The sequence below is a fragment of the Salmonella enterica subsp. arizonae genome, assembly GCF_008692845.1.
Taxonomy (GTDB): Bacteria; Pseudomonadota; Gammaproteobacteria; order Enterobacterales; family Enterobacteriaceae; genus Salmonella; species Salmonella arizonae.
In genome coordinates, this window is the sequence record NZ_VXJW01000004.1 from 195566 (window position 1) to 221983 (window position 26418).

Here is a 26418-nt window from a genome sequence, read left to right on the forward strand (position 1 = left end):
TGTTACTTCGGCGCTAATCTATTTATCTTTAGTTGTTAAAATTGACCTGGATCGCAATTTGCGATTAATCCTTAATATTTGTACGATTTTCACGTCATCCTGCACATTATTTTCATTGTGAAATTGTTTAGCGTGGACAACCTTTTTCTTTAAAATCTGTCCTGGCTCATCTTTTTCTGACGCCGCCGCTAACGCAACACACCGTAAACCGTAAAACAAGATCTGCTCAAAATGCATCCAATTGTTAACGAATGATATTAAATGTTGTGCAAATGTGATTAATCCTGGTGTTTATCCCGATTTTCACTATGGGCTTTGACCCCCGCTAATCCCTGCAATACTTAATTTAGTATCATGTGATACGCGATCCTCTGGAGCTCATTTTGAACAGGTTACCTTCCAGCGCATCGGCTTTGGCCTGTAGCGCGCACGCACTGAATCTCATTGAGAAGCGAACGCTAAGCCATGAGGAAATGAAAGCGCTAAACCGAGAGGTCATTGACTACTTTAAAGAACATGTAAATCCGGGATTTCTGGAATACCGAAAATCTGTTACCGCTGGTGGGGATTACGGAGCCGTAGAGTGGCAAGCGGGCAGTTTGAATACGCTTGTCAATACCCAGGGGCAGGAGTTTATTGACTGTCTTGGGGGATTCGGCATCTTTAACGTGGGGCACCGTAATCCTGTTGTAGTCTCCGCCGTCCAGAATCAACTCGCAAAACAACCCCTCCACAGCCAAGAGTTACTTGACCCTTTGCGGGCGATACTGGCAAAAACGCTGGCGGCGCTGACGCCGGGGAAACTCAAGTACAGCTTTTTCTGCAACAGCGGCACCGAATCCGTCGAAGCGGCATTAAAACTGGCAAAAGCGTATCAGTCGCCGCGCGGCAAGTTTACCTTTATAGCTACTAGCGGCGCATTTCACGGCAAATCATTGGGCGCGCTCTCCGCCACGGCCAAATCCACCTTCCGTAAACCATTTATGCCTTTACTACCGGGCTTCCGCCATGTGACGTTTGGCAATATCAATGCCATGCGCATGGCATTTAGCGAAGGCAAAAAGACAGGCGATGAGATAGCCGCTGTGATTCTGGAGCCTATTCAGGGTGAGGGCGGCGTGATCCTACCGCCGCAGGGGTATCTGACTGAGGTACGTAAGCTCTGCGATGAATTCGGCGCGTTAATGATTCTGGATGAAGTACAAACCGGCATGGGGCGTACCGGCAAGATGTTTGCCTGCGAGCATGAAAATGTGCAGCCTGATATTCTGTGTCTGGCGAAAGCCCTGGGTGGTGGCGTGATGCCGATTGGCGCCACCATCGCAACGGAAGAGGTATTTTCGGTTCTTTTCGACAACCCCTTCCTGCATACCACCACCTTTGGCGGTAATCCTTTGGCTTGTGCTGCCGCGCTGGCGACCATTAACGTCCTGCTGGAGCAAAATCTCCCTGCCCTGGCGGAGCAGAAAGGCGATACGCTCCTGGATGGTTTTCGACAACTTGCGCGTGAATATCCCGATCTGGTACACGATGCGCGTGGAAAAGGCATGCTGATGGCCATTGAATTTGTCGATAACGAAACGGGCTACCGATTTGCCAGTGAAATGTTCCGTCAACGAGTGCTGGTTGCCGGGACGTTGAATAATGCGAAAACAATTCGTATCGAACCACCGCTCACGCTAACCATTGAACTGTGCGAACAGGTATTGAAATCAGCGCGTAATGCGCTGGCGGCGATGCAGGTGAGCGTTGAAGAGGTTTAAAAACGATGCCGGATGGCGCTGTGCTTATCCGGCCTGTTTTTCCCCTTATCGCCGCCTCTTTTTTGAATCTCATCACAATCACCGCATTCCCTTTTTCCCTTTTACGTCGCGACGGCTACAGTAGTAACTCATCCGACCACATAACAATAATTTTACATAATGGATACGTTTATGAGCTACCCGTCGCTGTTCGCCCCGCTCGATCTGGGCTTTACCACTCTCAGAAACCGCGTGTTGATGGGATCTATGCACACGGGTCTGGAAGAACATTCTGATGGCGCAGATCGCCTGGCGGCATTTTATGCCGAACGCGCGCGACACGGCGTAGCATTAATCGTCACTGGCGGTATTGCGCCCGCCCCCTCCGGGGTAGTCATGCCCGGCGGCGCGATGCTGAACGATGCCAGCCAACTAGGGCATCATCGCGTGGTGACCGATGCCGTACATGCGGAAGGCGGTAAAATCGCGCTGCAAATTCTACACACAGGGCGTTACAGCTATCAGCCGCACCTGGTCGCGCCGTCGGCAATTCAGGCGCCAGTCAACCGCTTTACGCCGCATGAACTGACGCATAATGAAATCTTGCAGTTAATCGACGATTTCGCGCATTGCGCGCAATTGGCGCGGGAAGCTGGCTACGACGGCGTAGAGGTGATGGGATCAGAGGGCTATCTGATTAATGAATTTCTCACGCGGCGGACTAACCATCGCAATGATGAGTGGGGCGGCGACTATGACAACCGTATGCGCTTCGCCGTTGAAGTTATACGCGCGGTACGCCAGCGGGTAGGAAACGACTTTATTATTATCTATCGCCTGTCGATGCTCGATCTGGTGGAAGATGGCGGTACGTTCGACGAAACGGTACAGTTGGCGCAAGCCGTTGAAGCCGCAGGCGTAACTCTTATTAATACCGGTATTGGCTGGCATGAGGCGCGAATCCCTACCATCGCCACGCCGGTACCGCGTGGCGCCTTTAGCTGGGTAACGCGTAGACTCAAGGGTCTGGTGTCGGTTCCCCTGATCGCAACCAATCGCATTAACGATCCGCAGGTTGCCGAGGCGATCCTGGCGCGCGGCGATGCCGATATGGTGTCGATGGCGCGTCCCTTTCTCGCCGATGCCGAATTCTTGGCTAAAGCGCAATCCGGACGCGCAAATGAGATCAACACCTGTATCGGCTGTAATCAGGCCTGCCTGGATAGAATCTTCATCGGTAAAGTGACATCCTGCCTGGTTAACCCACGCGCCTGTCACGAAAGCCAAATGCCGATAACGCCAGCCATACGCAAAAAGAAGCTGGCCGTTGTCGGCGCTGGCCCGGCAGGGCTGGCTTTCGCGATTAACGCCGCGTCGCGCGGTCATCATGTCACGCTGTTTGACGCTCATAATGAAATTGGCGGCCAGTTTACTATCGCCAAACAGATCCCAGGTAAAGAGGAGTTTTACGAAACGCTGCGTTACTACCGTCGTATGATCGATGTCACTGGCGTTACGCTGAAACTGAATCAGCAGGTGAACGCAGAGGATCTTCAGCCGTTTGACGAAGCGATCCTCGCCTGTGGCATAGAACCGCGTCGCCCGCCAATCGACGGTATCGATCATCCGAAGGTATTGACCTACCTGCAGGTATTGCGCGATAAAACGCCGGTTGGTAAGCGAGTGGCGATCATCGGCTGCGGCGGGATCGGTTTTGACACGGCCATGTATCTGAGCCAGCACGGTGAATCCACCAGCCAAAATATTGCTGAATTTTGTACTGAATGGGGAATTGATACCAGCCTGCAACAGGCAGGCGGTCTGCGCCCGGAAGGCCCGCGCCTGACGCGCAGCCCACGGCAAATCGTGATGCTGCAACGCAAAACCGGTAAACCGGGGGAAGGGTTAGGCAAAACGACTGGCTGGATCCATCGCGCTACGTTACTGGCGCGCGGCGTGAAAATGCTCCCGGCGGTCAGTTACCAGAAGATCGACGATGACGGATTACATCTTTTAATCGGCGGCGAGCCCCAGCTACTGGAGGTCGATCATGTGGTGATCTGCGCCGGACAGGAACCCCGCCGCGAACTGGCGGAACCGCTACGCGCCGCGGGAAAAACGGTACATCTTATCGGCGGATGCGATGTGGCGATGGAGCTGGACGCCCGGCGGGCGATTGCCCAGGGCACCCGACTGGCGCTGGAGATTTAACGACTTTTGCCTGACGGCGCTACGCTTATCAAGCCTACGCCATCGCGCAGGTTGTAGGCCGGATAAGATGCGCAAGCGTCGCCATCCGCCGACAAACGCTTTCAAATTATCGACGTCGTCCTAGCTTCACCGCTTTCAGAATGACAAATTTATTGTTGGTCGCTATCGTCGCGCAATTACCAAAAATCTTCTTCAACTTGTGGAAATAGTCCAGATGGCGGTTCGCCACAATATACAGTTCGCCGTTGATTTTCAGGCAGCGGCGGGCGTGATGGAACATCTCCCAGGCAATATTATCGGTCAGCGCATGTTTCTGGTGAAACGGCGGGTTGCAGAACACGGCGTTAAAACGGTACGGCTCCACGCCGGAAAGCGCATTGTTGATCATAAATTCGCAGCGTTCGAACGCCTCCGGCATGTTCGTTTCCACATTCAAACGGCTGGAATCTACCGCCATCGGCGATTCATCGACAAATACCACGTTCGCCTGCGGATTTTTCGCCAGTAAGCTCAGGCCAATCACCCCGTTGCCGCAGCCGAGATCGACAATCTCCCCGTCGAGGTTTTCCGGCAGATGCTGCATAAAGAAGCGTGCGCCGATATCCAATCCGGTACGAGAAAATACATTCGCGTGGTTGTGAATCGTCCAGCCAGTATCTTCCAGTTTCCAGCTTAGCGTTTGCGGCGCAGCGGCCAGTTGCGGATTGCTGAAGGTACAGTTAATCAGACGCGCTTTCTTCCACGCCAGCGTCGTTGTGGTTGGACCCAGCACTTTTTCAAACAGTTCCAGCGTAGAGGTATGAATATCACGCGCTTTCGCGCCAGCGATAATACGCGTTTGCGCCGTCACCACCTTACGCAAAGCGCGTAACTGCTGTTCCAGCAACGCCAGCGTTTTCGGTACTTTAATCAATACTATGCCCGGCGCCTGCGGGTAGTCAGCCGTACTGTCGAGAAACGTTACGCTGGACTCAGCGATGCCGTTATGGCGTAAATTCTCTCGCGTACCCAGTTCGCTTAAATATGAATCGCCAATACTGTATGGCGAATGCTCCGCCAGCGCGCAGCTTAGCGCGCCAAACGTATCATTCAGGATCAGCACCGGGCCGCGAATTTCCGTCTCATCCAGTTGTTGCAGCAGATATTCATCGGCCGCCTCCCACGCCAGAAGCGGGTTAACATCATCCGTTTGCGGAAAACGTTTCAGCGTCAGTGAACGGAAACCGTCGTCTACGTGGCTCATTGGGCCTCCTGAATGGTAAAATTGCGGCGTTATCCCTGAAAAGGGTGCGTGAGTATACACTTTTTATCAGCAACATGGAGCTTTGATGACCTCACTACCTTACCTTCAGGGATATCCGGAACATCTCCTTGCCCAGGTGCGCGCTTTAATCGCCGGGCAGGGCCTGGGAACGATGCTGGAAAAACGCTATCCCGGCGCGCATGATTACGCCACTGACAAAGCGCTATATCACTATACTCAGGAGCTGAAAAGTCAGTTTCTACGCAACGCGCCGCCCATCAATAAAGTGATGTATGACAGCAAGATCCATGTGCTAAAAAATGCGCTGGGGCTGCATACCGCCGTCTCGCGCGTTCAGGGCGGCAAACTCAAGGCAAAGGCGGAGATACGCGTCGCCACCGTGTTTCGCAACGCTCCGGAGCCGTTTCTGCGGATGATTGTGGTTCACGAACTGGCGCACCTGAAAGAAAAAGAGCATAACAAAGCGTTTTATCAGATCTGCTGCCATATGGAGCCGCAGTACCATCAACTGGAATTTGATACCCGCCTGTGGCTGACGCATCAGGCGCTGGCGTAACTATTGGGACCGATAGCGCACACGGATGCCCTTCTCGCCAGTAAAATGTCGGCGTGCGTCACAGCGCACTGGCAAGGGCAGAAAGTCGTGCTACATTGACGAAAATCCCTTTCAGGAGTCCGTTGACGTTTATGATACGTTTCTCTGTAATCGGTACTAACTGGATCACGCGCCAGTTTGTCGACGCCGCCCATGAAACCGGCAAGTTCAGGCTCACCGCCGTCTACTCCCGTAGCCTTGAGCAGGCACAATCTTTCGCCAATGATTATCCCGTCGAGCATCTGTTTACCTCGCTGGAGGCGATGGCGCAAAGCGACGCGATAGAGGCGGTTTATATCGCCAGCCCGAACTCACTGCACTTCTCCCAGACGCAGCTCTTTTTGCAGCATAAAAAACATGTCATGTGCGAAAAGCCACTGACATCTAACTTGACGGAGGTTGATGCCGCTATCGCCTGCGCGCGCGATAATCAGCAGGTGCTGTTTGAAGCTTTTAAAACTGCCAACCTGCCTAATTTTCTGCTCCTGCGGGAATCGCTGCCGAAGATCGGCAGAATGCATAAGGCGTTGCTGAATTACTGCCAGTACTCCTCACGTTATCAGCGCTATCTGAACGGTGAAAACCCGAATACGTTTAATCCGGCCTTCTCCAGTGGTTCGATCATGGATATTGGGTATTACTGTCTGGCTTCAGCGATCGTGCTATGGGGCGAGCCGCGCAGCGTTCAGGCGTCAGCGAATTTGTTGGAAAGCGGAGTGGATGCGCACGGCGTTGTGGTCATGGATTACGGCGATTTTAGCGTTACGCTACAGCATTCCAAAGTCAGCGACTCCGTATTGGCCAGCGAAATTCAGGGCGAGGCGGGATCTCTGGTGATTGAAAAGCTGTCGGAATGCCAGAAGGTGTGCTTTGCGCCGCGCGGCGCGCTGATGCAGGATCTAACTCAACCTCAGCATATTAATACCATGCTGTATGAAGCCGAGGCGTTCGCCCGTCTCATTGAGACTCACACCGTAGAACATCCGGGATTGTCGCTAAGTCGCGCCACAGCAAAATGGCTAACAGAAATACGTCGTCAAACCGGGGTTATCTTTCCGGCGGACGATATGACGCATCCTCTTCCTGCGTAAAATAATGTAAATTATATGTTACAGGTCATTGACTCCAGGCGTGGCCTGTCATACTTTGTTACGCGCAAAGGGGAGTAACTTCATTGTCGGACGATCGTCATTACGATGTGTGCAAAACCACATCCGGTCACCGGGCAGCTATAAAGGAATACGTCAGCGTATTCCTTTATAGTTGTAAGTGAGACCTTGCCGAATGGCAAGGTCTATGCATAAAAGCAGCGGCTAATGTCATTCGGCGTTAGCCGTTTTTTTTGCATGGGGAGAAATAATGAATACTGTCGGTACACCATTATTATGGGGTGGATTCACGGTTGTAGTGGTGATAATGCTATCCATCGACCTGTTGTTGCAGGGGCGACGCGGCGCACATGCCATGTCGATGAAACAAGCGGCGGGATGGTCAATCCTGTGGGTAACGCTCTCTCTGCTGTTTAACGCCGCTTTCTGGTGGTATCTGGCTGAAACGCAAGGGCGCGAAGTCGCTGACCCTCAGGCATTGGCGTTCCTTACCGGCTATCTGATTGAGAAGTCGCTGGCCGTGGATAATGTCTTTGTCTGGCTGATGCTGTTTAGCTATTTCTCCGTCCCCCCGGCTCTGCAACGCCGGGTGCTGGTGTATGGGGTTCTTGGCGCGATCGTGTTGCGTACCATCATGATTTTTGCCGGTACCTGGCTCATCGCCCAGTTCGAATGGCTGCTGTACGTGTTCGGCGCCTTCCTGCTGTTTACCGGCGTAAAAATGGCGCTGGCGAAAGAAGACAAATCCGGCATTGGCGAAAAACCGATGGTGCGCTGGCTGCGTGGGCATCTGCGCATGACCGATACGATCGAGAACGAGCACTTTTTCGTACGCAAAAATGGCCTGCTGTATGCCACACCGTTGCTACTGGTACTGATTATGGTTGAGTTCAGCGATGTGATATTCGCCGTTGACAGTATTCCGGCAATCTTTGCAGTCACCACCGACCCGTTCATCGTGCTGACCTCTAACCTGTTTGCTATCCTGGGTCTGCGTGCGATGTACTTCCTGCTGTCCGGCGTGGCGGAACGTTTCTCGATGCTGAAATATGGTCTGGCGGTCATTCTGGTCTTTATCGGCATTAAGATGCTGATCGTCGACTTCTACCATATTCCTATCGCGGTTTCGCTGGGCGTGGTGTTTGGTATTCTGACCATTACTTTGGTGATTAACGCTTGGGTTAACCATCAGCGCGATAAGAAACTGCGAGCGCAATAAGCTTTTATCGGAACAAACCTCTCTGTCATTAACGCCCGGCGGCGCATACCCGTTGGGCTTTTTTGTTTAACATGTCACAATACTGTTAATATAAAGTTATAAAATATGATCGCAGCAAAAAATCCAGGATATTTCGCTTCCCGAACCTTCAACTTTCCTTATACTCAACCAGGCAAACACTTTGTTACATCCTGAAAGATGCGCCGTAAGAGCGTGCAGGGGATGAACAGCAACACAATACAAGGAATATGAAATGGCTACGCAACGTGCATCAGGGCTACTGCAGCGTTTAGCGCAGGGCAGCCTGGTTAAACAAATTTTAGTGGGTCTGGTACTGGGGATTTTACTGGCATGGGTCTCTAAGCCTGCGGCGGAAGCGGTTGGCTTGCTGGGCACCCTGTTCGTCGGCGCCTTGAAAGCGGTCGCCCCCATTCTGGTGCTGATGCTGGTGATGGCCTCAATCGCCAACCACCAGCACGGTCAAAAAACCAATATCCGCCCGATTCTCTTTCTTTATCTGTTAGGCACCTTTTCAGCCGCGCTGGCGGCCGTCGTGTTCAGCTTCGCCTTCCCTTCAACGCTGCACCTGTCCAGTAGCGCCCAGGATATTGTGCCGCCGTCCGGAATTGTAGAAGTCCTGCGTGGTCTGCTGATAAGTATGGTGTCAAACCCTATCGACGCGCTGCTGAATGCGAATTATATCGGGATCCTGGTCTGGGCCGTCGGTCTGGGGTTTGCCCTGCGTCATGGCAATGAGACCACGAAGAACCTCGTGAACGATATGTCCAACGCCGTGACCTTTATGGTCAAACTGGTGATCCGTTTCGCGCCAGTCGGTATTTTTGGTCTGGTTTCATCAACGCTTGCAACCACCGGTTTCTCCACTCTGTGGGGCTATGCGCACCTGCTGGTGGTCCTGATTGGCTGTATGCTGCTGGTCGCGCTGGTGGTCAACCCGCTATTGGTATTCTGGAAGATTCGTCGTAACCCTTACCCGCTGGTATTCGCCTGCCTGCGTGAAAGCGGTGTTTATGCCTTCTTTACCCGCAGTTCTGCCGCCAATATTCCGGTGAATATGGCGTTGTGCGAAAAACTGAATCTGGACAGGGATACCTACTCCGTTTCCATTCCGCTGGGCGCCACCATCAATATGGCTGGCGCGGCAATTACCATTACAGTTCTGACGTTAGCGGCAGTCCATACGTTAGGCGTACCGGTGGATCTGCCCACAGCGCTGCTGTTGAGCGTGGTGGCGTCGCTGTGCGCTTGCGGCGCCTCCGGCGTGGCAGGCGGTTCATTGCTGCTGATCCCGCTGGCGTGCAACATGTTTGGCATCCCGAACGATATCGCAATGCAGGTAGTTGCGGTCGGCTTTATCATCGGCGTATTGCAGGATTCGTGTGAAACGGCGCTGAACTCATCTACCGATGTTCTGTTCACCGCGGCAGCCTGCCAGGCAGAGGACGAACGTCTGGCGAACAATGCCTTGCGTAGCTAAGTTATTATTGATGCCGGAGGCGCTACGCTTATCCGGCCTACGTTCGAAACATGGTTAATCCTGGCCGGATAAGACGCTAAAGCATCTTATCCGGCCTTTTTTATCGCGTAACGCCACGCTTAAAGATTGCCAGATCTGGCTCGCCATTGGTAATGTTCGCCTTTCAGCCAGATGCCATACAGATTCTTAAAACGGTAATTTGCGGCAACCTGTTACGCCGGTAAATAGCCATTGTTGAGGTAGCGTTAACCACGCAAGACTCTGCGTTGGCCGCCATTGTCGATAAGAAGTGGGCACAACGCATCCACAACCTTTTTTAGAAAAAATTGCACACACATTGACTTGCGCACGGTTGACAACTGGTGCAACAACCACGACCAGATCCTGCGCGCTGATACGTAAAGATCCTCACGCCGCTAAAGTGACGATGGGGCAGCATCTGGAGAACACGAAACAGATGTTATTTAATGAAACCAGTGATGATTTTGAATTTAACGCCAACCGCTATCTTTTTGCCGAAAATCCGGTTGTACACCTTGATATCGCCTCTGGCGGCGTAAAATGACGTCTGCTGCGGCGCTCGGTAAGCGTAAAGTATAAAATGTCAGTCTGTGTAAATCCTCTCGCCACCCTCCTTTGCGATAAGCAAAATCAAAGCTCAACGACGCATAATTTCTATAACGGACTTCGTTGACCTTTGTTACAATTAGATGCATTTGAATTTTTGTGTGTTAGTGCTTGCTTACTTCACAACTTAACAAGGAATAGTTCAGGTCGCGAATTTGCCGTTTCCGCAACGCTGATAAAAACTCCACCTCTGTTGCGGTAGTGCAAACCTCAGATTACCGGCGTGACGTTAACCGATTCCCCAGGAATACTGAATGGAACTACTGACTCAATTGCTGAATGCCCTGTGGGCTCAGGACTTTGAAACACTTGCTAATCCTTCCATGATTGGCATGTTGTATTTTGTGTTATTTATGATTTTGTTCCTGGAAAATGGCTTGCTCCCTGCCGCCTTTTTACCTGGCGACAGCCTGTTGATCCTGGTCGGCGTTCTGATCGCTAAAGGCGCGATGGGCTTTCCACAAACCATTTTACTGCTTACCGTCGCTGCCAGCCTGGGCTGCTGGGTCAGCTATATTCAGGGCCGCTGGCTTGGGAATACCCGTACCGTGCAAAACTGGCTTTCTCATCTCCCCGCGCATTACCATCAACGCGCCCACCACCTTTTTCATAAACACGGTCTGTCGGCATTATTGATAGGCCGTTTTATCGCATTTGTCAGAACGCTACTGCCCACCATTGCCGGCATATCCGGGCTGAATAACGCGCGCTTTCAGTTCTTTAACTGGATGAGCGGCTTGTTATGGGTGCTTATTCTGACGTCGCTGGGCTATCTGCTGGGCAAAACGCCTGTCTTTATGAAGTATGAAGATCAGTTAATGTCATATCTGATGCTATTGCCCGTGGTACTGCTCTTTTTTGGCCTGGCGGGTTCTCTGGTCATGCTGTGGAAAAAGAAATATGGGGGCCGGGGATAACTTATGCTTAAACCACGCATAACTGCCCGACAGTTCATTTGGATCAGCGCTTTTCTACTGATGCTGACCGTACTCATGGTAGCGTGGTCAACTCTGCGCCAGCAGGAGTCGACACTGGCCATTCGCGCGGTTAACCAGGGCGCCAGTATTCCAGACGGTTTTTCAGTTCTGCATCATCTGGATGCGAACGGCATTCATTTTAAAAGCATTACACCTAAGAATGACATGCTGCTCATTACATTCGATTCCCCTACGCAAAGCGCCGCAGCGAAAGCGGTACTTGATCAAACGCTGCCACACGGTTATGTCGTCGCTCAGCAGGACGATGACAACGAAGCGGTACAGTGGCTATCTCGCTTACGGGAAAACTCACACCGCTTTGGCTAATCTCCAGGAATCCGAATCATATCACTCACTTTGGTGATTTCGTTGTTTAATGACTATGATTAATAAATTGGTGTTTAGCCCACCACGTTATTATCGGGATCACCGCCCCGGACAATGGGTTCGAACATAAGGGAAAGTTCAGGAATGAAATACCGTATCGCTTTGGCTATTACACTTTTCACGCTTAGCGCAGGCAGCTACGCTAATACGCTTTGTCCGGAAAAAGAGCAGGATATACAAAAAGAAATTAGCTACGCTGAAAAGCACAATAATCAGCGCCGTATCGAGGGTCTGAACAAGGCGCTCAGCGAAGTACGCGCCAATTGTACTGACAGCAAGCTGCGCGCCGAGCATCAGAAAAAGATCGCCGAACAAAAAGAGGAAATAGCCGAACGCCAACGTGATTTAGCCGAGGCAAAAGCAAAAGGCGATGCGGATAAAATAAACAAACGTGAACGTAAGCTGGCCGAGGCTCAGGACGAGCTAAAAAAACTTGAGGCCAGAGACTATTAAGTTAATACCGAATGTAAATACTCACTCACCTGGAGAAAACTATGTCGAAAGATAACACTACGGAACATCTGCGCGCTGAGTTGAAATCCCTGACCGATACGCTTGAAGAAGTGCTGAGCTCTTCGGGCGAAAAGTCGAAAGAAGAGTTGAGTAAGATTCGTAGCAAAGCCGAACGCGCGCTGAAAGAAAGCCGTTACCGCCTGGGCGAAACGGGCGATGTGATTGCCAATCAGACTCGCGTTGCCGCCACCCGCGCTGATGATTATGTGCGCGAAAATCCCTGGACGAGCGTAGGCATTGGCGCCGCTGTCGGTCTGGTGTTGGGCGTACTTCTGACGCGTCGTTAATTATGGCGGACTCTCGACAGGCACAAGGACCAGGCAAAAGCGTACTGGGTATCGGGCAGCGGATTGTAACCATTATCGTTGAAATGGTGGAAACCCGACTGCGACTGGCGGTAGTGGAACTGGAAGAAGAGAAAGCGAACCTCTTTCAGTTGTTGCTGATGGTAGGTCTTACCATGCTTTTCGCTGCGTTTGGCTTAATGAGCCTGATGGTGCTGGTCATCTGGGCTATCGATCCTCAGTACCGTTTGAACGCCATGATCGCTACCACCGTTGTGCTATTAGTGCTTGCGCTGATCGGCGGCATCTGGACTTTGCGTAAAGCGCGTCAGTCCACGTTGTTGCGCCATACGCGGCATGAACTGGCTAACGATCGGAAAATTCTGGAGGACGATCAGTCGTGAGCAGCAAAGGCGAACGCGAAAAACGTAAAGCGCTGCTTCTCAGCCAGATCCAGCAGCAACGGCTGGATCTGGCTGCCAGCCGTCGCGACTGGCTGGAGACCACCGGCGCTTACGATCGCGGCTGGAATACGGTGTTAAGCCTGCGCTCCTGGGCGCTGGTCGGTAGCAGCGTAATGGCTATCTGGACCATACGTCATCCTAATATGCTGGTACGCTGGGCGAAACGCGGCTTGGGTATCTGGAGCGCATGGCGCCTGGTAAAAAATACTCTCCGTCAACAGCAACTCCGCAGTTAACGTCTTTCTTTTATAGCATCGCGCTATCCGGCTATCATCCGTTGATATCTGATAGCGCGATACTTTTCAGGTATATTACCGCCTTATCCATCAATCAAATTTTTTGAGAAAATTTTGCAATTTTACTTGCTAACAATTCCTGCACGTCACGTTTATGATTCTCTCCAGCGATAGCAATGACGCGCTACGCCGCGCCATTGCTAATGAAAATAACAGCAGCAGTCGAAGCGGCCTCCTGGAGAGTAACATGAAAAAATTAGAAGATGTTGGTGTACTGATAGCGCGTATTTTAATGCCAGTTCTGTTTATTACCGCAGGATGGGGAAAAATTAATGGCTATGCGGGCACACAACAGTATATGGAAGCGATGGGCGTACCGGGATTCCTGCTGCCGCTCACCATACTGCTTGAATTCGGCGGCGGCCTGGCGATTCTGCTGGGGTTCCTCACCCGAACCACTGCGTTTTTCACCGCCGGTTTTACGCTGCTGACGGCATTTATCTTCCATAGCAATTTTGCAGAAGGCGTAAACTCGCTGATGTTTATGAAAAACCTGACCATTGCCGGCGGATTCTTATTACTGGCGTTAACCGGACCAGGCGCGTTCAGCCTTGACCGTCTGCTGAATAGAAAGTGGTAAGCAACCTATACTCAATTAAAAAGCGAGGGAATAATGAATCGCCACGGGTTTAACAGACACCTCAGAGTCATTTAAAATGACTTGATGAGAGGCGCCCATGAGCGGTAAGCGTTATCCCGAAGAGTTTAAAATTGAAGCAGTCAAACAGGTTGTTGATCGCGGTCATTCTGTTTCCAGCGTTGCAACACGTCTCGATATCACCACCCACAGCCTTTACGCCTGGATAAAGAAGTACGGTCCGTACTCATCCATTAATAAAGAACAGTCAGATGCTCAGGCCGGGCTCCGCCGACTCCAGAAAGAGCTGAAGCGGGTTACTGACGAACGGGACATATTAAACTTCGCAAAGCTGTCCGACTGAGGTACGCCTTTATCCGTGACAACAGCAGTTGCTGGCCTGTTCGTCTGCTCTGTCGGGTGCTGAATGTTCACCCCAGTGGCTTTTACGCCTGGCTTCAGCAGCCGCATTCTCAGCGCCACCAGGTAGATCGGAGACTGACGGGACAGATCAAACAGTTCTGGCTGGAGTCCGGTTGCGTTTATGGTTATCGCAAGATCTATCTGGACTTGCGGGACAGCGGGCAACAGTGCGGAGTGAACAGAATCTGGCGACTGATGAAGCGTGTCGGGATAAAGGCTCAGGTCGGGTACCGGAGCCCGCGGGCACGCAAAGGCGAGGCCTGTATCGTATCGCCCAACAGGCCCCAGCGACAGTTCAATCCGGATGCGCGAATGAGCGTTGGGTAACGGACATAACCTACATCAGGACTCACGAGGGCTGGCTGTATCTGGCCGTGGTTGTTGACCTGTTCTCACGCAAAATTATCGGCTGGTCAATGCAATCCCGGATGACAAAGGACATTGTCCTGAACGCACTGCTGATGGCTGTATGGAGGGGTAATCCGCAAAGAAAGGTGCTGGTTCACTCGGACCAGGGCAGTCAGTACACAAACCATGAGTGGCAGTCATTCCTGAAATCACACGGTCTGGACGGGAGTATGAGCCGTCGCGGTAACTGTCACGATAACGCGGTTGCAGAAAGCTTTTTCCAGTTACTGAAACGCGAGCGGATAAAGAAAAAGATCTACGGAACGCGGGAAGAAGCCTGCAGCGATATTTTTGATTACATCGAAATGTTTTATAACAGTAAGCGTCGGCATGGTTCGAGTAATCAGATGTCACCAACAGAATATGAAAACCAGTATTATCAACGGCTCGGAAGTGTCTGGATTATCCGTAGCGATTCAGACCGCCCCCCAACCCGCGCCCTACATTCTAGGGAATTCGTTAAACATGGCGGCTACAGCCTCATACTCTAAGAAACCGATCAATACCTTATCTGCCGACGTGCGGGTTATCTTAGTAATAAAATTTGCATAAATTTCACTCCCTTTCTTCTTAACTCCCTGCGATGATTATGGTTTTGAGGGATTTCACTTAAGGAAAGATGATAAACATTCGTTATCCGGTACGGAAAGCCGACGGACGGGACTATAAGAACTATGACGAGCTGCTGACCGACATCCGCAAAAACGCGCACGGTTGGTGGTTACTTGGCATTAGTCATTACTGGCACGGGGGGATCCACATCGGGACGTCATCGTCTCCGGCCTCGGTGCTGAATCAGGACACGCCGGAAAAATCCGTGCCGCTCCAGTTCATGATGGACGGCGAGGTGGTGGCATGGCGGGTTAACCGCGATTACGCGGCTATCGAGTGTTACCAGGAACGCCCCCTGCGCCAGTCCGGCACCTTTGTGCTGGTCAAATCGGTGTACAAACCCGACGAACAGGATGAATCCTCCTGGCTGACGCTGTACCAGCTTTACATGCACATCGCGCCACTATCAGAATTCCCGAAACGCCCGCTTTACCGGGTCACGCAGAAAGGTCACGGGGTGCGGATGCGCAAACACTCCCGCCACGATGACAGCCGTGAAATCGTGCCGGACGTGCTGGCAAATAAACACGGCCACGCCAGAATGCTGATGCAGGGGGAAACGCTGACCGTGCTGCAACAAAAATCGTTTCTGCTGGAACTACGGCCGGAGCCGTTCGCCCTGGTGCAGCGTCTTCAGGACGGTAAACCCGCAGGCGATCTGTTCTGGGTCTCGATGCGCCCGGAATATCTGGAGCCGGACGGGGAATGTTACGTGTGCCTGCCTGAGTGGATGCACCACGCACTGAATCACGGCGTGTTTGATGATGTGGTAGTGCCGTCCGCCCCGCTGAAAGTGACGGTGAAAGCAGGGGATCCGGTCGGGTTCCTCGGCGCTCAGGATCTGGCCGACGAAGATAATTATCCGCAGATTATTACCACGGACTATAAAGCCCATATCGAGCTGCTGAGCCTCGACGAGCATGTGCCGGATGTGGTGGCCAACGTGAAGGGCATCAAAACGGGCAAACAGTTCATTAAGCTGAAGCTGAAACGGCCACTGTACCTGCGAAACGGGGAGGACGAGGAAAGTACCTTTAAGCAGATGAGCGCCATTACCCGTGCCGATGCTGGAAAAATTATTCCGCGTGATGCCACATACCCGTTTACGGATAAAAACGGCGTAACATACTTTCAAATCCGCCCACATACGTGGATGCACCAGGACGATGTGGAGCAGCTCAGTCAGCATGATTTAGCTGAGCTAAACTTTCACTGTATTGAGGCTGAACACACAACCGATTTTACCCGCACGCTGGATGAACGCTGGGTTATTGATGCCCTGAAAAGCATCAGCTCGCACTTTGACAGCGAAAAAGGACCCGCATCGGCACAGGCAAAAATGTTTTATGACAGCCTGATCCACAACGCTGAAAACAGAAGACCGCCCGACCCGTATCCCGATAAATCCCTGGACGAACTGCTGTTCGGCGCACTGCATACCAATCAGATGAACATCCCGGAATATGCGCGGCGGCTGATAGTGAAGCATGACAGCGACTGGCACAGTACCCGCGAAGATACACGCTGGTCATCGGTATTTACGGTCAGGGATGAAAGTCCTGTTGTGAAGATGGCCAACGGGGGATTTCTGGATGTGACGCGCTGGATGGATAAGGTGCCGCCGTTCGCCAGTCAGCGGTCAGTATGGCATTTTCATCCGCTTGAGTTTCCGGAAATATTACGAAGTGCAGAGTTTCCCAAGACTCCTGTTAATGGGGAGTTAACTCCTATAGAATTTATTCACTTCTATAATGGAGATAAAATTGATGATACTGATTATGAAGAGGCTGCAAAAGAATTAGGATGCGAAGTTGCAGCAATTAAAGCTGTAGCAAAAACTGAAAATGGTCCTTATGGCTCCTATTTTAAATTTGAAGATAACGATGATTATGTTCCTGCGATATTATTTGAAAGGCATCACTTTCATAAATATACAAATGGGAAGTATGATCAGTTCGAAGATATATCAAATCCTGTTGCGGGTGGATATGGTGCAACATCAATACAGTATGCAAAGCTAATCAAAGCGTATGCTTTAGACAAGAAAGCAGCTTTAAAGTCAGCATCTTGGGGTAAGTTTCAGATTTTGGCGTCGAACTACGCCACATCAGGCTACGCTAGCCCTGAGGATTTCGTTTTTGCATTAAGTAAGTCTGAGAAAAATCAGTTGAAAGCATTCGTTAGCTTCATTAAGGCTGATAGAGTTTTATTGCGCTCCATTCGGACTAAAGATTGGCTTTCATTTGCTCAAAGATATAACGGACCAAGGCAGAAGGGATATGATTTGAAAATGGAGAGAAATTACAATGCATCATTATAAGTTTTTTGCGTTGGCTGCAATGCTTTTGTGTGGTTCATCGTTTGCGAGTGATGAATATTTCATGTGCAACACTGCAAAAGGAACAATCAAACTAGATGAAAACAAAGGCGTGCTTCGGTACACCTTATCGAAAGACCGCAAAACTGCATTTAATTATGAATCGAAAGGTAATGATTATTCAGGATTTAAATACAATCATTACTCACGATTTCAAACCGATTATTTCAGTGTATCGTTTGTAAATGCAGAGTATAAGTACACGATATTTAGTAATTATGAGGGTGAGAGTGAAAGCCGTGGAGTTAGTGTTACGAACCTGAATAGCAAAAAGGAATCTGTTTACGATTGTAAGTCCGTTAGCATTGATCGTCTTAGTGATTTGTCGGCAAAACTGGCTTGTGATAAAGATTCTGCTTTGGGGTGTGAAGAATGAACATCTAAAATATAGCATTGTTTTACTCTTGTTGTTCACAGGGTATTCTGAAGTTAGTGCTGCTGCATTTTCCGGAAAAAAATAGTCAGCTTGCAAGTATTAATCAAAAAAGCTCAGGGGAAGTAAAATCGGCATTAGAGAATTTGAACAAATCTGTTGATGCACAAATCAATAACAACCCAGATCGTAAGCCATTTATTCTGGAGCTTAAAAAATCATGGGGAGAGATGATTGATAAAAAATGCCAACTGGAAACGGTTGATTCGAAAGGAACTGATGCAGAGACGGCCGAAGTGAGCAACTGTCTTATAAAAAGTTACCAGGAAGAAAGGAAGTATTTCGATACGATGCTGCCGTAATATGTTGGGCATGCCAGTAGATAGGTATAAACTGTATTAGTCGCGATGTAGTCACTCCGGTTTTTAGTACCACTGCCAGTTAGAGTCTCCGGCCAGTTTTTGCCTTGCATAGGTAACCGGCGGTATGCCGCCAGGTGAGCTATGCGGGCGTTCCTCGTTATATTCCGTTCGCCGGTTTTCTGTTAACTCTCGGACTTCAGACAGCGTTCGGAACAGATACATATCGAGTATTTCTGTTCGTAATGTCTTATTGAACCGTTCGATAAATCCGTTCTGCATTGGCTTTCCCGGTTGAATAAAATCCAGTATGACTCCATGCTGCTCGGCCCACTCCGACAGGACGGCGGCGGTAAGTTCCGGTCCATTATCACTTCGGAAACGCCGGATAGCCTCTTTCGGCGCTGAGCCGCTCCAAAACGCGCACTACGCGATGCGCCGGGATATTTAAGTCCACTTCGACTGCCAGCGCTTCCCGATTAAAATCATCGGCTACGTTAAACAATCTGAACCGCCTTCCATCCATCAGCGCGTCACTCATAAAATCCACTGACCAACAGTGATTCATGTTAATGGGGACCGCCAAAGGCTGCGGGTTCCGGTTGGGCAAGCGTTTTTTACCCTTGCGTCTGAGGTTTAGTTTTAACCGACAATATATCCGGTAAACGCGTTTCTTATTCCACGATAACCCTGCCTGATGCAGCTTGTTGAACATCAAGCCAAATCCATAGGCCGGATAGTGATGCGCCAGATCCTGTAGCGCCTCGATCACCGGAATATCCCGTTCGGCATTCGGGCGATAATGCAAAAGGCTTCGGCTAATACCAATAATTCGGCACCCGCGTCGCTCGCTGGTCTGATGTTCCGTCATGACATAGCGCACCAGTTTACGTTTTTCGGGAACCGTTAAAGTTTTTTTGCGACGACATCCTTAAGAATTTCATGATCCAGGCTCAAAGACGCGTACATTTGCTTCAATCGCCGGTTTTCTTCTTCCAGCTCTTTCATGCGTTTGATATCCGGGGACTCCATGCCGCCATATTTGGATTTCCAGTTATCGTAGCTGGCTTCGGAAACACCATTCTCACGACAAACCTCCTTCACATGTCGACCGCCTTCAACTTCTTTCAGGACTCTCAGGATCTGGGATTCGGTGAAACGTATTTTCTTCATAGCGTACCTCCATTGGTTGTATTTTAACCAGAGGACTCTATTAAGCGGTCAGACTAAATTTGGGGGAGACTACACCGCGACGCCTTATTAATTAATATCACAAATATTTACCAGCATTTCATTCGCAGCTATTCTTAGTTTGATTACTTTAAAAACAATTGATTGAACGACTATTGAGGCGAAAATGGATTGGTATTTAAACGTTTTAAAAAATTATCTGGGCTTTGGCGGTCGCGCGCGACGCAAAGAATACTGGATGTTTATTCTGGTCAATATCATTTTTACCTTTGTGCTGGGCCTGCTGGACGCCATGCTCGGTTGGCAGCGCGCCGGGGGTGAAGGTGTTCTGACCACCATTTACGGCGTTCTGATCTTTTTACCGTGGTGGGCCGTGCAGTTCCGACGTTTGCATGACACTGACCGCTCCGCATGGTGGCTACTATTACTACTAATCCCCATTATCGGCTGGCTTATCATCATCGCGTTCAACTGCCAGAACGGTACGCCGGGCGATAACCGCTTCGGCCCCGATCCGAAACGTTTTTCCTGATGGCGGCGCGGCGCTGCTTTTAAAGCGCCGCGCGCTATTTATTTCCCGGCGAATAGCTTAGGTATTTCCCGCAAACACCAGGCTTTTGCCTCGCCCATACTGTCACGCCGCCAGGCCATAATAATATCAATTTCGCTGGTCGATTCCGGGCTCACTACGCGTAGCCGTCCTTCGGCTATATCCTGTTCTACCATCGAATATGGCATGGTGGCGACGCCAAGCCCGGCCAGCAACGCCTGACGTTTATCTTCAATAGTGCTTACCGTCAGGCGCGGTTGCTTATCCAGCAGTTGCACCGTTAATACCGGGCGCTCGCGCGCGGTATCCGCTACCGCTATGCCGCGATATTTAACCCGCGTCACTTCCGAAAGCGGCTCCGGCTCTTGGTGAATCGGATGGTCAGGCGCGGCGACATACACATTCATGAGCGTATACAATTTACGGGAGTTAATTTCCGACGACGATCGAAAGTGCATATCCGGGGCGATGACGATATCCGCCCGCCCCTGCTCAAGGCGCTCCCATGCGCCAGCCAGTACTTCGGTAATAAATGAAAGCTGCGTATTGGCTTTAGCGGCCAGCCGGTCGAGCAGCGGAAAAAAAGCGGGCGTCGGCACCAGAGCCTCAGTGACCAACGTCAGATGCGTTTCCCAACCGCGGGCCAACGCTTCAGCATCCGTCGTCAACTTGTCTGCCGCTTCCAGCAATACCCGGCCACGCTCCAGCAGCATACGCCCGACGTTGGTGAATTTTGTACGATGGCCGGAACGATCAAACAGCACAACGTCCAACTCTTCTTCCAGCTTCTGCATGGTGTAACTCAGCGCGGAGGGCACCCGTCCCAGTTCATCTGCCGCTGCGGCAAAACTGCCCCGGCGGTCAATGGCGTCCATCACACGCAATGCTTCAAGCGTCAGCGCTCTCTCTTTAGCCATAGCGTTCTCATTCAGGAAATTTGAACATACCGGGCAGAATATCTGGCTAACAATGCAGCGTCCAGCCCCTTAACATAAAAGGGAGTAAAGAGAGGTTAATAACGATGATTACTACCCGAACCGCCAAACAGTGTGGACAGGCAGACTATGGATGGCTGCAGGCCCGCTACACCTTCTCCTTTGGACACTACTTCGACCCTACACTGCTGGGCTACGCTTCGCTGCGCGTACTGAACCAGGAAGTCCTGGCGCCTGGCGCCTCTTTTCAGCCCCGAACTTATCCAAAGGTGGATATTTTAAACCTGATTCTGGACGGCGAAGCGGAATACCGCGACAGCGACGGCAACCATGTGCAGGCCAAAGCGGGCGAAGCGTTACTGCTTGCCGCGCAGCCGGGTATTAGCTACAGCGAACGTAATCTCAGCAACGTTAAGCCCTTAACCCGAATGCAACTGTGGCTCGACGCCTGTCCTGAACAGGAAAACGCGCTGGTACAAAAAACCACGCTATCGGCGGCGCAACAACAGCTTCTTGCCTCGCCTGACGGCGAGCAAAACAGCTTACAACTGCGCCAACAGGTCTGGCTACATCACATTACGCTGAAGAAAGGCGAATCGCTTAATTTTCAGCTTCACGGGCCGCGCGCCTATTTGCAGTCGATTCACGGTACGTTCCACGCGGTGACGCACAATGAAGAGCAAGAGGTATTAACCTGCGGGGATGGCGCATTTATTCGTGATGAACCTAACATTACGCTGGTTGCCAATACGCCGCTGCGCGCATTACTGGTAGATTTACCGGTGTAGCCAGCCATAAAAGGAGTCGTAAGATGAGCAAAAAATCGGCGAAGAAACGTCAGTCCGTGGTAAAACCTGCCGTACAGAAGGCAATGAGAGCCACTGTGCATCTGGGCTATGAAGAGATGCTAACCGAACTGGAAGCTATCGTGGCAGATGCCGAAGTCCGGCTGGCAGAAGAAAAGGCCGCCGCCTGAATATCAGGCCGGATGTCGGCGCGAGCGCCATCTGGCGACACGAATGCCCCGGCCTCCTGCCGGGGCATTCGTTATTAATGCGCTTTACTGGCCATAATCTCGATGATCTGCTTATCTGTCTGCTGCATTGAACGACACGCCAGCGAACACAAGTTCGAAATAGATTCTTCGACATTGTGCGCCACAATCCCTTCGTTTCCGGTCACCGCCGTATCGTCCAACGCCATCAGCACGGCTTTCCACGCCGCCGACGCGCTGGTGGAGACTTTCATCGCGCAGCTATTCGAAGCGCCATCGCAAATCATCCCGCTGACATCGCCAATCATACTACTGATAGCCATCGCGATAGTGGCATAATGACCATCTATCAGCCACGCCATACCTGCCGCCGCGCCCATCGCCGCCGTGGTTGCCGCGCATAGCGCCGACAAACGCGGAAGCTGATGGTGAATATAGATAGCGCTCAAATGCGATAACATTAGCGCGCGCGCCAGACGCTCATCATCTGCGCCGACATGTTCAGCGACCACCATCACCGGCACAGTGGCGGTAATCCCCTGATTGCCGGAACCGGAGTTGCTCATCGCGGGCAATGTTGCGCCACCCATTCGGGCATCTGACGCTGCGCTGGTACGAATCAAAATCGATGTGGAGAGATCTTTCGCCAGCAGACCGCGATCGCACTGTTTTGCCAGCGTCGAACCGATATGCAGTCCCCAGGAACCACGCAGTCCCTCCTGCGACAGCGCGCCGTTTAGCCTGGCTGCATCCAGAATAAAGCGGATGGCGTCAAAGGGCACCGCATTCACAAATGCCAGAATCTCTTCCAGCGAAGTGTGAGACAGTACCACCAGCGGCGAAGCCTTTTCTTCTCCCTGCACATTATCGGACTGTGCGAACACCAGGCCCTTGTCGGTTTCTATCCGCACGATGTTCGTATGATCGCCGACGATCGTGACACATGCCCAGCTATCGCCGCTATAAACTTTCGCCCGTGAAAACAGGATATCGTTACACGGCTCCTGTAACATCACGGCGACATGTCCGGCAGCCAGTAGCGCTTTCGCATCGGCAACCGCTTTAGCGGAAGCGTCTTTAAGCACCTCCAGTCCGGCTTTAGCATCGCCGCCCAACGCGCCAAGCGCCGCGGCGATCGGTAGCCCTACCATTCCCGTTCCCGGAACGGTAACGCCCATACCATTTTTCATCAGGTTGGGCGAAACCCACGCGTCAATGCGTTCAACTGTACCGTCAAGTTCAGCCGCTGCCGCCGCTGCCGCCAGCGCCAGTGAAATAGGCTCAGTACATCCCAGCGCTGGTTTTACTTCTTCCTGTACGGCCAGGATAAGTCTCTGCCACAATGGATTTATTTTAGATTCAAACATAACAACAACCTTAATCTCAGGTATATCAAGAAAATGCCAGGAACGGAGAAACACATAACAGCAGACCGGTAATGATAATAAGGTACAACGAGGCGCCTTTATATTTGTGCAATGCAGGAACCTTCCAGACCAACCATGCCGGAATTAAACAGCCCACCATACCGAAGATAGGGCTACAAATAGAGGTAAAGCTCAGTACAGGCGCGTTGAGGACAATAGCGCTCCAGGCCAGCAAAATGGCGAAAAGCATAATGCCGCGCTGTACCAGATTTTCATTGATCTTCTCTGCGGGCATTTTGCGACGCAGGATATTCATCACAATGCCTTGCGTCGCTTCACGGAATCCTAAGTAAACGCCAAAGAAGGCGGTCATGACGGCAAAGATGTTCAGAATTACGCTGACCACTTTGACCCAGCCAGCGCCATCGCCGCTAATAAATTGCGCGGCGATGGCCAGAGCGGAAATGTTCTGCTCGTAAGCTTTCACCGCTTCGTCATGTCCCATCGCCAGGGTGAAGGAAACCGCATAGAAAAAGACGGTAACGAACAGGATGCCAAACGCGATATTCATGGCGCGCAACGCTTTATGGCGTGCAACCTCAATGGATTTTTCGCGTGAACGGTAAGATATCACCATTGGGCTTAACGTCTGGATAAACAAAATCGAGGTCAGCGTAAACGGCAGGGTAATAATGGCGTTTTTAACCAGCAGGGCCATCGGCGGCAGCGCGCCAATGTTATACAAGTGCCACATACCAACCATTGATACGCCCAGCGCCGCCACTACCAGTAGTTTGGTCAGTACCATGCCGGTGGAAATTTTGAACAGTAATTTTTCACCGCGTGAGGAAATCGCCACCAGGATGCAGATCAGCACCAGGCCATAAAACGGGCTATCGGAGAGTAATCCTTCTGTTACGCCGAAAGTGTGCAGATAAGAAGCGCTGTCGTTAGTAATCGCCGTGGAATAAACGAACATCCAGATAACCAGCATCACGAAGTAGAGCGCGCCTAATAAAATACCCCAGTTTTTGCCCAGATAGCCGCTAATTACGCTGGGGTAGTCTTTACATTCCGGGGATTCCGCCAGCGTATTAATAAACAACCGCTGGAACAGATACATGGCCGGATAACCAATAATAGAAGAGAGTAAAAAGACCCAAAGTCCCATCAGACCGACCTGGACAGGAAGGAAAACAATTCCTGCGCCGATCGCCATCCCGATACTCATAATGACCCAACCGGTGTCGGTACTGTCAAATTTGATGGCTTCGCGCCATTCGCTTTCTGTCATCCCTGCCCGACGCGCCGGGGCTGATGCGTCGAGGATTACGCTAGTATTACTTGCCGATTCCATAAAATTCTCGCTCAATGTGTAGGTAGAGGTTTTTTTATTTTTCGTGCCGCAACAAGGCGATGTGCAGTACGTGAGGTGCAGGTACTTTCTTGTAGTAAGAAAATCATACGCGCACAATAAGAGAAAAACTTACCAATCAAACACCTATATTTCCTATGGGTTAAGAATTATTTTCTATTTACCATTCGTTTAATATTGTTATTTTCTCTATTTGAAGAGGATCACAACAAAAAAGGGCGCATTTTAGTGCGCCCTTTTCCCATGCTTCTGCCTTGTGTGTTATCCAACAGTCTAATAACACTGCGCTTATCGGGCCTACCGACAAACGACTTTAATCGCCAGGCCGCCGCGCGACGTCTCGCGGTATTTGTCGTTCATGTCTTTACCGGTTTCATACATGGTTTCAATCACTTTATCGAGCGAAACCCGCGGTTCGGAGGTACGGCGTAGCGCCATTCGCGCCGCATTTACCGCTTTAACGGCGTTAATCGCATTACGTTCAATACAGGGGATTTGTACCTGACCCGCCACCGGGTCACAGGTGAGGCCCAGGTTATGCTCCATCGCGATTTCCGCCGCAATACAGACCTGCGCCGGGCTACCGCCCAGCAGTTCTGTCAGCCCCGCCGCCGCCATCGAACACGCGACGCCAACCTCGCCCTGACACCCCACTTCCGCGCCGGATATCGAGGCGTTCATCTTGTACAGCGCGCCAATCGCCCCCGCCGCCAGCAGATAACGGGCGATAGAGTTGGCATTTACCGGACGACGGAATTTGTCGTAATAGGCCAGCACCGCGGGAATAATCCCGCACGCGCCGTTGGTCGGCGCGGTGACAACCCGCCCCCCCGCCGCGTTCTCTTCGCTCACGGCCAGGGCGAACATGTTAATCCAGTCGATAACGTTCATCGGATCGCGGGAGAGATTATCGCTGGAGACCAACAGACGCCGTAACGCTACCGCGCGGCGTGGAACGTTCAGCGGCCCCGGCAGCACGCCCTCAGTATTCATACCACGCTCAATCCCGGCCGCCATTACCTGCCAGATGCGGGCAAAGCCAGCGTCAATCTGCTCTTTGCTACGTAACGCCAGTTCATTTTTCATCATCAGACCGGAAACCGAGAGTCCGTGTCTTTCACACAACGACAACAGTTTGCTGGCGGAATGAAAGTCATAAGGCACCGATTTTTCTACGTCGTGCGACTGGCCAAAGCGTTCCTCTTCGACAATAAAGCCGCCGCCGATAGAGTAATACGTTTTGTGTAAAAGCGGCATTTGTCCGTTCCAGGCGGTAATACACATGCCGTTTTCATGGCGCGCCAGGGTTTCAGTGTGAAAGAGAATACTGTCGGCAACGGGAAAATCCACCACATGCGCGCCTCCCGCGACCGGTAAACGGCTGCTGCGGGCAACCTCCTGGATAAACGCCGGAATGCTATCAATATTGACGTCCTGCGGCGTATTGCCCGCCAGGCCCATCATAATGGCAGAGTCGGTCGCATGGCCTTTGCCGGTCAGCGACAGCGATCCGTAAAGATCAACCTTAATGTGCGTCGTTCGCGGCAGGTCGCCGCTGCCCGCCAGCCGATCGATAAAACATTTTCCTGCATTCATCGGCCCTACGGTATGGGAGCTTGAAGGTCCAATGCCAATCTTAAAAATATCAAATGCGCTAATCATATCTCCCCCTAAGATTACCGTTCAGTGAA

General features: G+C 51.4%; 24 protein-coding genes and 4 pseudogenes. 21 read left to right on the forward strand and 7 right to left on the reverse strand.

Features of this window, described 5'->3' with window-relative positions; all coding sequences use genetic code 11:
* Positions 1-383: 383 nt before the first annotated feature.
* Both ygjG and F4V61_RS10005 read left to right on the forward strand, forming a co-directional pair.
* Positions 384-1763 carry a putrescine aminotransferase gene (gene ygjG / locus F4V61_RS10000; RefSeq protein ID WP_079828609.1) on the forward strand — a complete coding sequence of 460 codons (1380 nt, stop codon included), beginning with the start codon at positions 384-386 and terminating at the stop codon, positions 1761-1763.
* A 171-nt stretch (positions 1764-1934) separates the two neighbouring features.
* Positions 1935-3953, forward strand: a complete 2019-nt coding sequence (locus F4V61_RS10005; protein WP_079828610.1) for an FAD-dependent oxidoreductase — start codon at positions 1935-1937, stop codon at positions 3951-3953.
* Positions 3954-4059: 106 nt separating this feature from the next.
* Here the strand turns inward: F4V61_RS10005 and rlmG are convergent, their stop codons facing one another.
* A complete protein-coding gene (gene rlmG / locus F4V61_RS10010; RefSeq protein ID WP_058819760.1) occupies positions 4060-5196 on the reverse strand; it encodes a 23S rRNA (guanine(1835)-N(2))-methyltransferase RlmG in 1137 nt (378 codons plus the stop codon).
* A gap of 85 nt (positions 5197-5281) precedes the next feature.
* On the opposite strand from rlmG, the gene F4V61_RS10015 reads away from it, so the two are divergent.
* The 4 genes from F4V61_RS10015 to sstT all read left to right on the forward strand — a co-directional run bounded on the left by F4V61_RS10015 (position 5282) and on the right by sstT (position 9638).
* Positions 5282-5773, forward strand: a complete 492-nt coding sequence (locus tag F4V61_RS10015; protein ID WP_080160926.1) for a M48 metallopeptidase family protein — start codon at positions 5282-5284, stop codon at positions 5771-5773.
* 131 nt (positions 5774-5904) lie between these two features.
* Entirely contained in the window at positions 5905-6903 is a 999-nt protein-coding gene (locus F4V61_RS10020) for a Gfo/Idh/MocA family protein (protein WP_080160925.1), read from the forward strand.
* Between the two features lie 268 nt (positions 6904-7171).
* Complete coding sequence (locus F4V61_RS10025) at positions 7172-8140, forward strand: TerC family protein (protein ID WP_001098841.1); 969 nt, start codon at positions 7172-7174, stop codon at positions 8138-8140.
* Between the two features lie 253 nt (positions 8141-8393).
* On the forward strand, positions 8394-9638 hold the full coding sequence (sstT, locus tag F4V61_RS10030) for a serine/threonine transporter SstT (protein WP_000235372.1): 1245 nt from the start codon (positions 8394-8396) through the stop codon (positions 9636-9638).
* Between the two features lie 125 nt (positions 9639-9763).
* Here sstT and F4V61_RS22165 read toward each other — a convergent pair.
* Positions 9764-9850 (reverse strand): annotated as a pseudogene (locus F4V61_RS22165) (hypothetical protein); the annotation flags it as partial.
* 21 nt (positions 9851-9871) lie between these two features.
* Between F4V61_RS22165 and F4V61_RS10040 the strand changes: the two are divergent.
* The 12 genes and pseudogenes from F4V61_RS10040 to F4V61_RS10095 all read left to right on the forward strand — a co-directional run.
* Positions 9872-10203 (forward strand): annotated as a pseudogene (locus F4V61_RS10040) (GntR family transcriptional regulator); the annotation flags it as partial.
* Positions 10204-10519: 316 nt separating this feature from the next.
* Positions 10520-11182, forward strand: coding sequence for a DedA family general envelope maintenance protein YqjA (gene yqjA / locus F4V61_RS10045; protein WP_000422142.1), 663 nt, complete (start codon positions 10520-10522; stop codon positions 11180-11182).
* Positions 11183-11185: 3 nt separating this feature from the next.
* A complete protein-coding gene (gene mzrA / locus F4V61_RS10050) occupies positions 11186-11569 on the forward strand; it encodes an EnvZ/OmpR regulon moderator MzrA (protein ID WP_000917511.1) in 384 nt (127 codons plus the stop codon).
* A 144-nt stretch (positions 11570-11713) separates the two neighbouring features.
* Positions 11714-12082: a DUF1090 domain-containing protein gene (locus F4V61_RS10055; RefSeq protein ID WP_000877302.1), complete on the forward strand. Its 369-nt coding sequence runs from the start codon at positions 11714-11716 to the stop codon at positions 12080-12082.
* A gap of 41 nt (positions 12083-12123) precedes the next feature.
* Positions 12124-12429: a DUF883 family protein gene (locus F4V61_RS10060; RefSeq protein WP_080160924.1), complete on the forward strand. Its 306-nt coding sequence runs from the start codon at positions 12124-12126 to the stop codon at positions 12427-12429.
* 2 nt (positions 12430-12431) lie between these two features.
* Entirely contained in the window at positions 12432-12830 is a 399-nt protein-coding gene (locus tag F4V61_RS10065; protein ID WP_079828613.1) for a phage holin family protein, read from the forward strand.
* On the forward strand, positions 12827-13126 hold the full coding sequence (locus tag F4V61_RS10070; protein ID WP_000095491.1) for a YqjK-like family protein: 300 nt from the start codon (positions 12827-12829) through the stop codon (positions 13124-13126). Before F4V61_RS10065 ends, F4V61_RS10070 begins: the two co-directional genes overlap by 4 nt.
* Positions 13127-13373: 247 nt before the next feature.
* A complete protein-coding gene (locus F4V61_RS10075; protein ID WP_024132120.1) occupies positions 13374-13766 on the forward strand; it encodes a DoxX family protein in 393 nt (130 codons plus the stop codon).
* Positions 13767-13863: 97 nt separating this feature from the next.
* Positions 13864-14992 (forward strand): annotated as a pseudogene (locus F4V61_RS10080) (IS3 family transposase); the annotation flags it as partial.
* A gap of 221 nt (positions 14993-15213) precedes the next feature.
* Entirely contained in the window at positions 15214-17526 is a 2313-nt protein-coding gene (locus tag F4V61_RS10085; RefSeq protein ID WP_000608317.1) for an N-acetylmuramidase family protein, read from the forward strand.
* Positions 17513-17959, forward strand: a complete 447-nt coding sequence (locus F4V61_RS10090; RefSeq protein WP_000546623.1) for a hypothetical protein — start codon at positions 17513-17515, stop codon at positions 17957-17959. The genes F4V61_RS10085 and F4V61_RS10090 overlap by 14 nt, the downstream gene beginning before the upstream one ends.
* 56 nt (positions 17960-18015) lie before the next feature.
* On the forward strand, positions 18016-18318 hold the full coding sequence (locus F4V61_RS10095) for a hypothetical protein (protein ID WP_000924273.1): 303 nt from the start codon (positions 18016-18018) through the stop codon (positions 18316-18318).
* Positions 18319-18381: 63 nt separating this feature from the next.
* Here F4V61_RS10095 and F4V61_RS10100 read toward each other — a convergent pair.
* A pseudogene (locus F4V61_RS10100) lies at positions 18382-19488 on the reverse strand (IS3 family transposase).
* Between the two features lie 184 nt (positions 19489-19672).
* On the opposite strand from F4V61_RS10100, the gene F4V61_RS10105 reads away from it, so the two are divergent.
* Positions 19673-20038 carry a DUF805 domain-containing protein gene (locus tag F4V61_RS10105; protein WP_000384150.1) on the forward strand — a complete coding sequence of 122 codons (366 nt, stop codon included), beginning with the start codon at positions 19673-19675 and terminating at the stop codon, positions 20036-20038.
* A gap of 38 nt (positions 20039-20076) precedes the next feature.
* Here the strand turns inward: F4V61_RS10105 and yhaJ are convergent, their stop codons facing one another.
* On the reverse strand, positions 20077-20973 hold the full coding sequence (gene yhaJ, locus F4V61_RS10110) for a DNA-binding transcriptional regulator YhaJ (RefSeq protein WP_001041029.1): 897 nt from the start codon (positions 20971-20973) through the stop codon (positions 20077-20079).
* 104 nt (positions 20974-21077) lie between these two features.
* On the opposite strand from yhaJ, the gene F4V61_RS10115 reads away from it, so the two are divergent.
* Positions 21078-21779 (forward strand): pirin family protein, encoded by a 702-nt coding sequence (locus F4V61_RS10115; RefSeq protein WP_058345445.1) that lies wholly within the window; start codon positions 21078-21080, stop codon positions 21777-21779.
* Between the two features lie 23 nt (positions 21780-21802).
* Complete coding sequence (locus F4V61_RS10120; RefSeq protein ID WP_000039330.1) at positions 21803-21967, forward strand: hypothetical protein; 165 nt, start codon at positions 21803-21805, stop codon at positions 21965-21967.
* A 74-nt stretch (positions 21968-22041) separates the two neighbouring features.
* Here F4V61_RS10120 and F4V61_RS10125 read toward each other — a convergent pair whose 3' ends face one another.
* The 3 genes from F4V61_RS10125 to tdcG form a co-directional block, all read right to left on the reverse strand.
* A complete protein-coding gene (locus F4V61_RS10125; RefSeq protein WP_058345446.1) occupies positions 22042-23352 on the reverse strand; it encodes a serine dehydratase subunit alpha family protein in 1311 nt (436 codons plus the stop codon).
* Between the two features lie 25 nt (positions 23353-23377).
* Positions 23378-24709, reverse strand: a complete 1332-nt coding sequence (locus F4V61_RS10130) for an amino acid permease (RefSeq protein ID WP_012210907.1) — start codon at positions 24707-24709, stop codon at positions 23378-23380.
* 315 nt (positions 24710-25024) lie between these two features.
* Positions 25025-26389 (reverse strand): L-serine ammonia-lyase, encoded by a 1365-nt coding sequence (gene tdcG, locus F4V61_RS10135; RefSeq protein ID WP_000622066.1) that lies wholly within the window; start codon positions 26387-26389, stop codon positions 25025-25027.
* Between the last annotated feature and the right edge of the window lie 29 nt (positions 26390-26418).

Excerpts from the sequence above, each read along its gene's own strand:
- F4V61_RS10005 (WP_079828610.1), top strand. The coding sequence starts at position 1,935 with ATGAGCTACCCGTCGCTGTTCGCCCCGCTCGATCTGGGCTTTACCACT.
- rlmG (WP_058819760.1), bottom strand. The coding sequence starts at position 5,196 with ATGAGCCACGTAGACGACGGTTTCCGTTCACTGACGCTGAAACGTTTT.
- F4V61_RS10015 (WP_080160926.1), top strand. The coding sequence starts at position 5,282 with ATGACCTCACTACCTTACCTTCAGGGATATCCGGAACATCTCCTTGCC.
- F4V61_RS10020 (WP_080160925.1), top strand. The coding sequence starts at position 5,905 with ATGATACGTTTCTCTGTAATCGGTACTAACTGGATCACGCGCCAGTTT.
- F4V61_RS10025 (WP_001098841.1), top strand. The coding sequence starts at position 7,172 with ATGAATACTGTCGGTACACCATTATTATGGGGTGGATTCACGGTTGTA.
- sstT (WP_000235372.1), top strand. The coding sequence starts at position 8,394 with ATGGCTACGCAACGTGCATCAGGGCTACTGCAGCGTTTAGCGCAGGGC.
- yqjA (WP_000422142.1), top strand. The coding sequence starts at position 10,520 with ATGGAACTACTGACTCAATTGCTGAATGCCCTGTGGGCTCAGGACTTT.
- mzrA (WP_000917511.1), top strand. The coding sequence starts at position 11,186 with ATGCTTAAACCACGCATAACTGCCCGACAGTTCATTTGGATCAGCGCT.
- F4V61_RS10055 (WP_000877302.1), top strand. The coding sequence starts at position 11,714 with ATGAAATACCGTATCGCTTTGGCTATTACACTTTTCACGCTTAGCGCA.
- F4V61_RS10060 (WP_080160924.1), top strand. The coding sequence starts at position 12,124 with ATGTCGAAAGATAACACTACGGAACATCTGCGCGCTGAGTTGAAATCC.
- F4V61_RS10065 (WP_079828613.1), top strand. The coding sequence starts at position 12,432 with ATGGCGGACTCTCGACAGGCACAAGGACCAGGCAAAAGCGTACTGGGT.
- F4V61_RS10075 (WP_024132120.1), top strand. The coding sequence starts at position 13,374 with ATGAAAAAATTAGAAGATGTTGGTGTACTGATAGCGCGTATTTTAATG.
- F4V61_RS10085 (WP_000608317.1), top strand. The coding sequence starts at position 15,214 with ATGATAAACATTCGTTATCCGGTACGGAAAGCCGACGGACGGGACTAT.
- F4V61_RS10090 (WP_000546623.1), top strand. The coding sequence starts at position 17,513 with ATGCATCATTATAAGTTTTTTGCGTTGGCTGCAATGCTTTTGTGTGGT.
- F4V61_RS10105 (WP_000384150.1), top strand. The coding sequence starts at position 19,673 with ATGGATTGGTATTTAAACGTTTTAAAAAATTATCTGGGCTTTGGCGGT.
- yhaJ (WP_001041029.1), bottom strand. The coding sequence starts at position 20,973 with ATGGCTAAAGAGAGAGCGCTGACGCTTGAAGCATTGCGTGTGATGGAC.
- F4V61_RS10115 (WP_058345445.1), top strand. The coding sequence starts at position 21,078 with ATGATTACTACCCGAACCGCCAAACAGTGTGGACAGGCAGACTATGGA.
- F4V61_RS10120 (WP_000039330.1), top strand. The coding sequence starts at position 21,803 with ATGAGCAAAAAATCGGCGAAGAAACGTCAGTCCGTGGTAAAACCTGCC.
- F4V61_RS10125 (WP_058345446.1), bottom strand. The coding sequence starts at position 23,352 with ATGTTTGAATCTAAAATAAATCCATTGTGGCAGAGACTTATCCTGGCC.
- F4V61_RS10130 (WP_012210907.1), bottom strand. The coding sequence starts at position 24,709 with ATGGAATCGGCAAGTAATACTAGCGTAATCCTCGACGCATCAGCCCCG.
- tdcG (WP_000622066.1), bottom strand. The coding sequence starts at position 26,389 with ATGATTAGCGCATTTGATATTTTTAAGATTGGCATTGGACCTTCAAGC.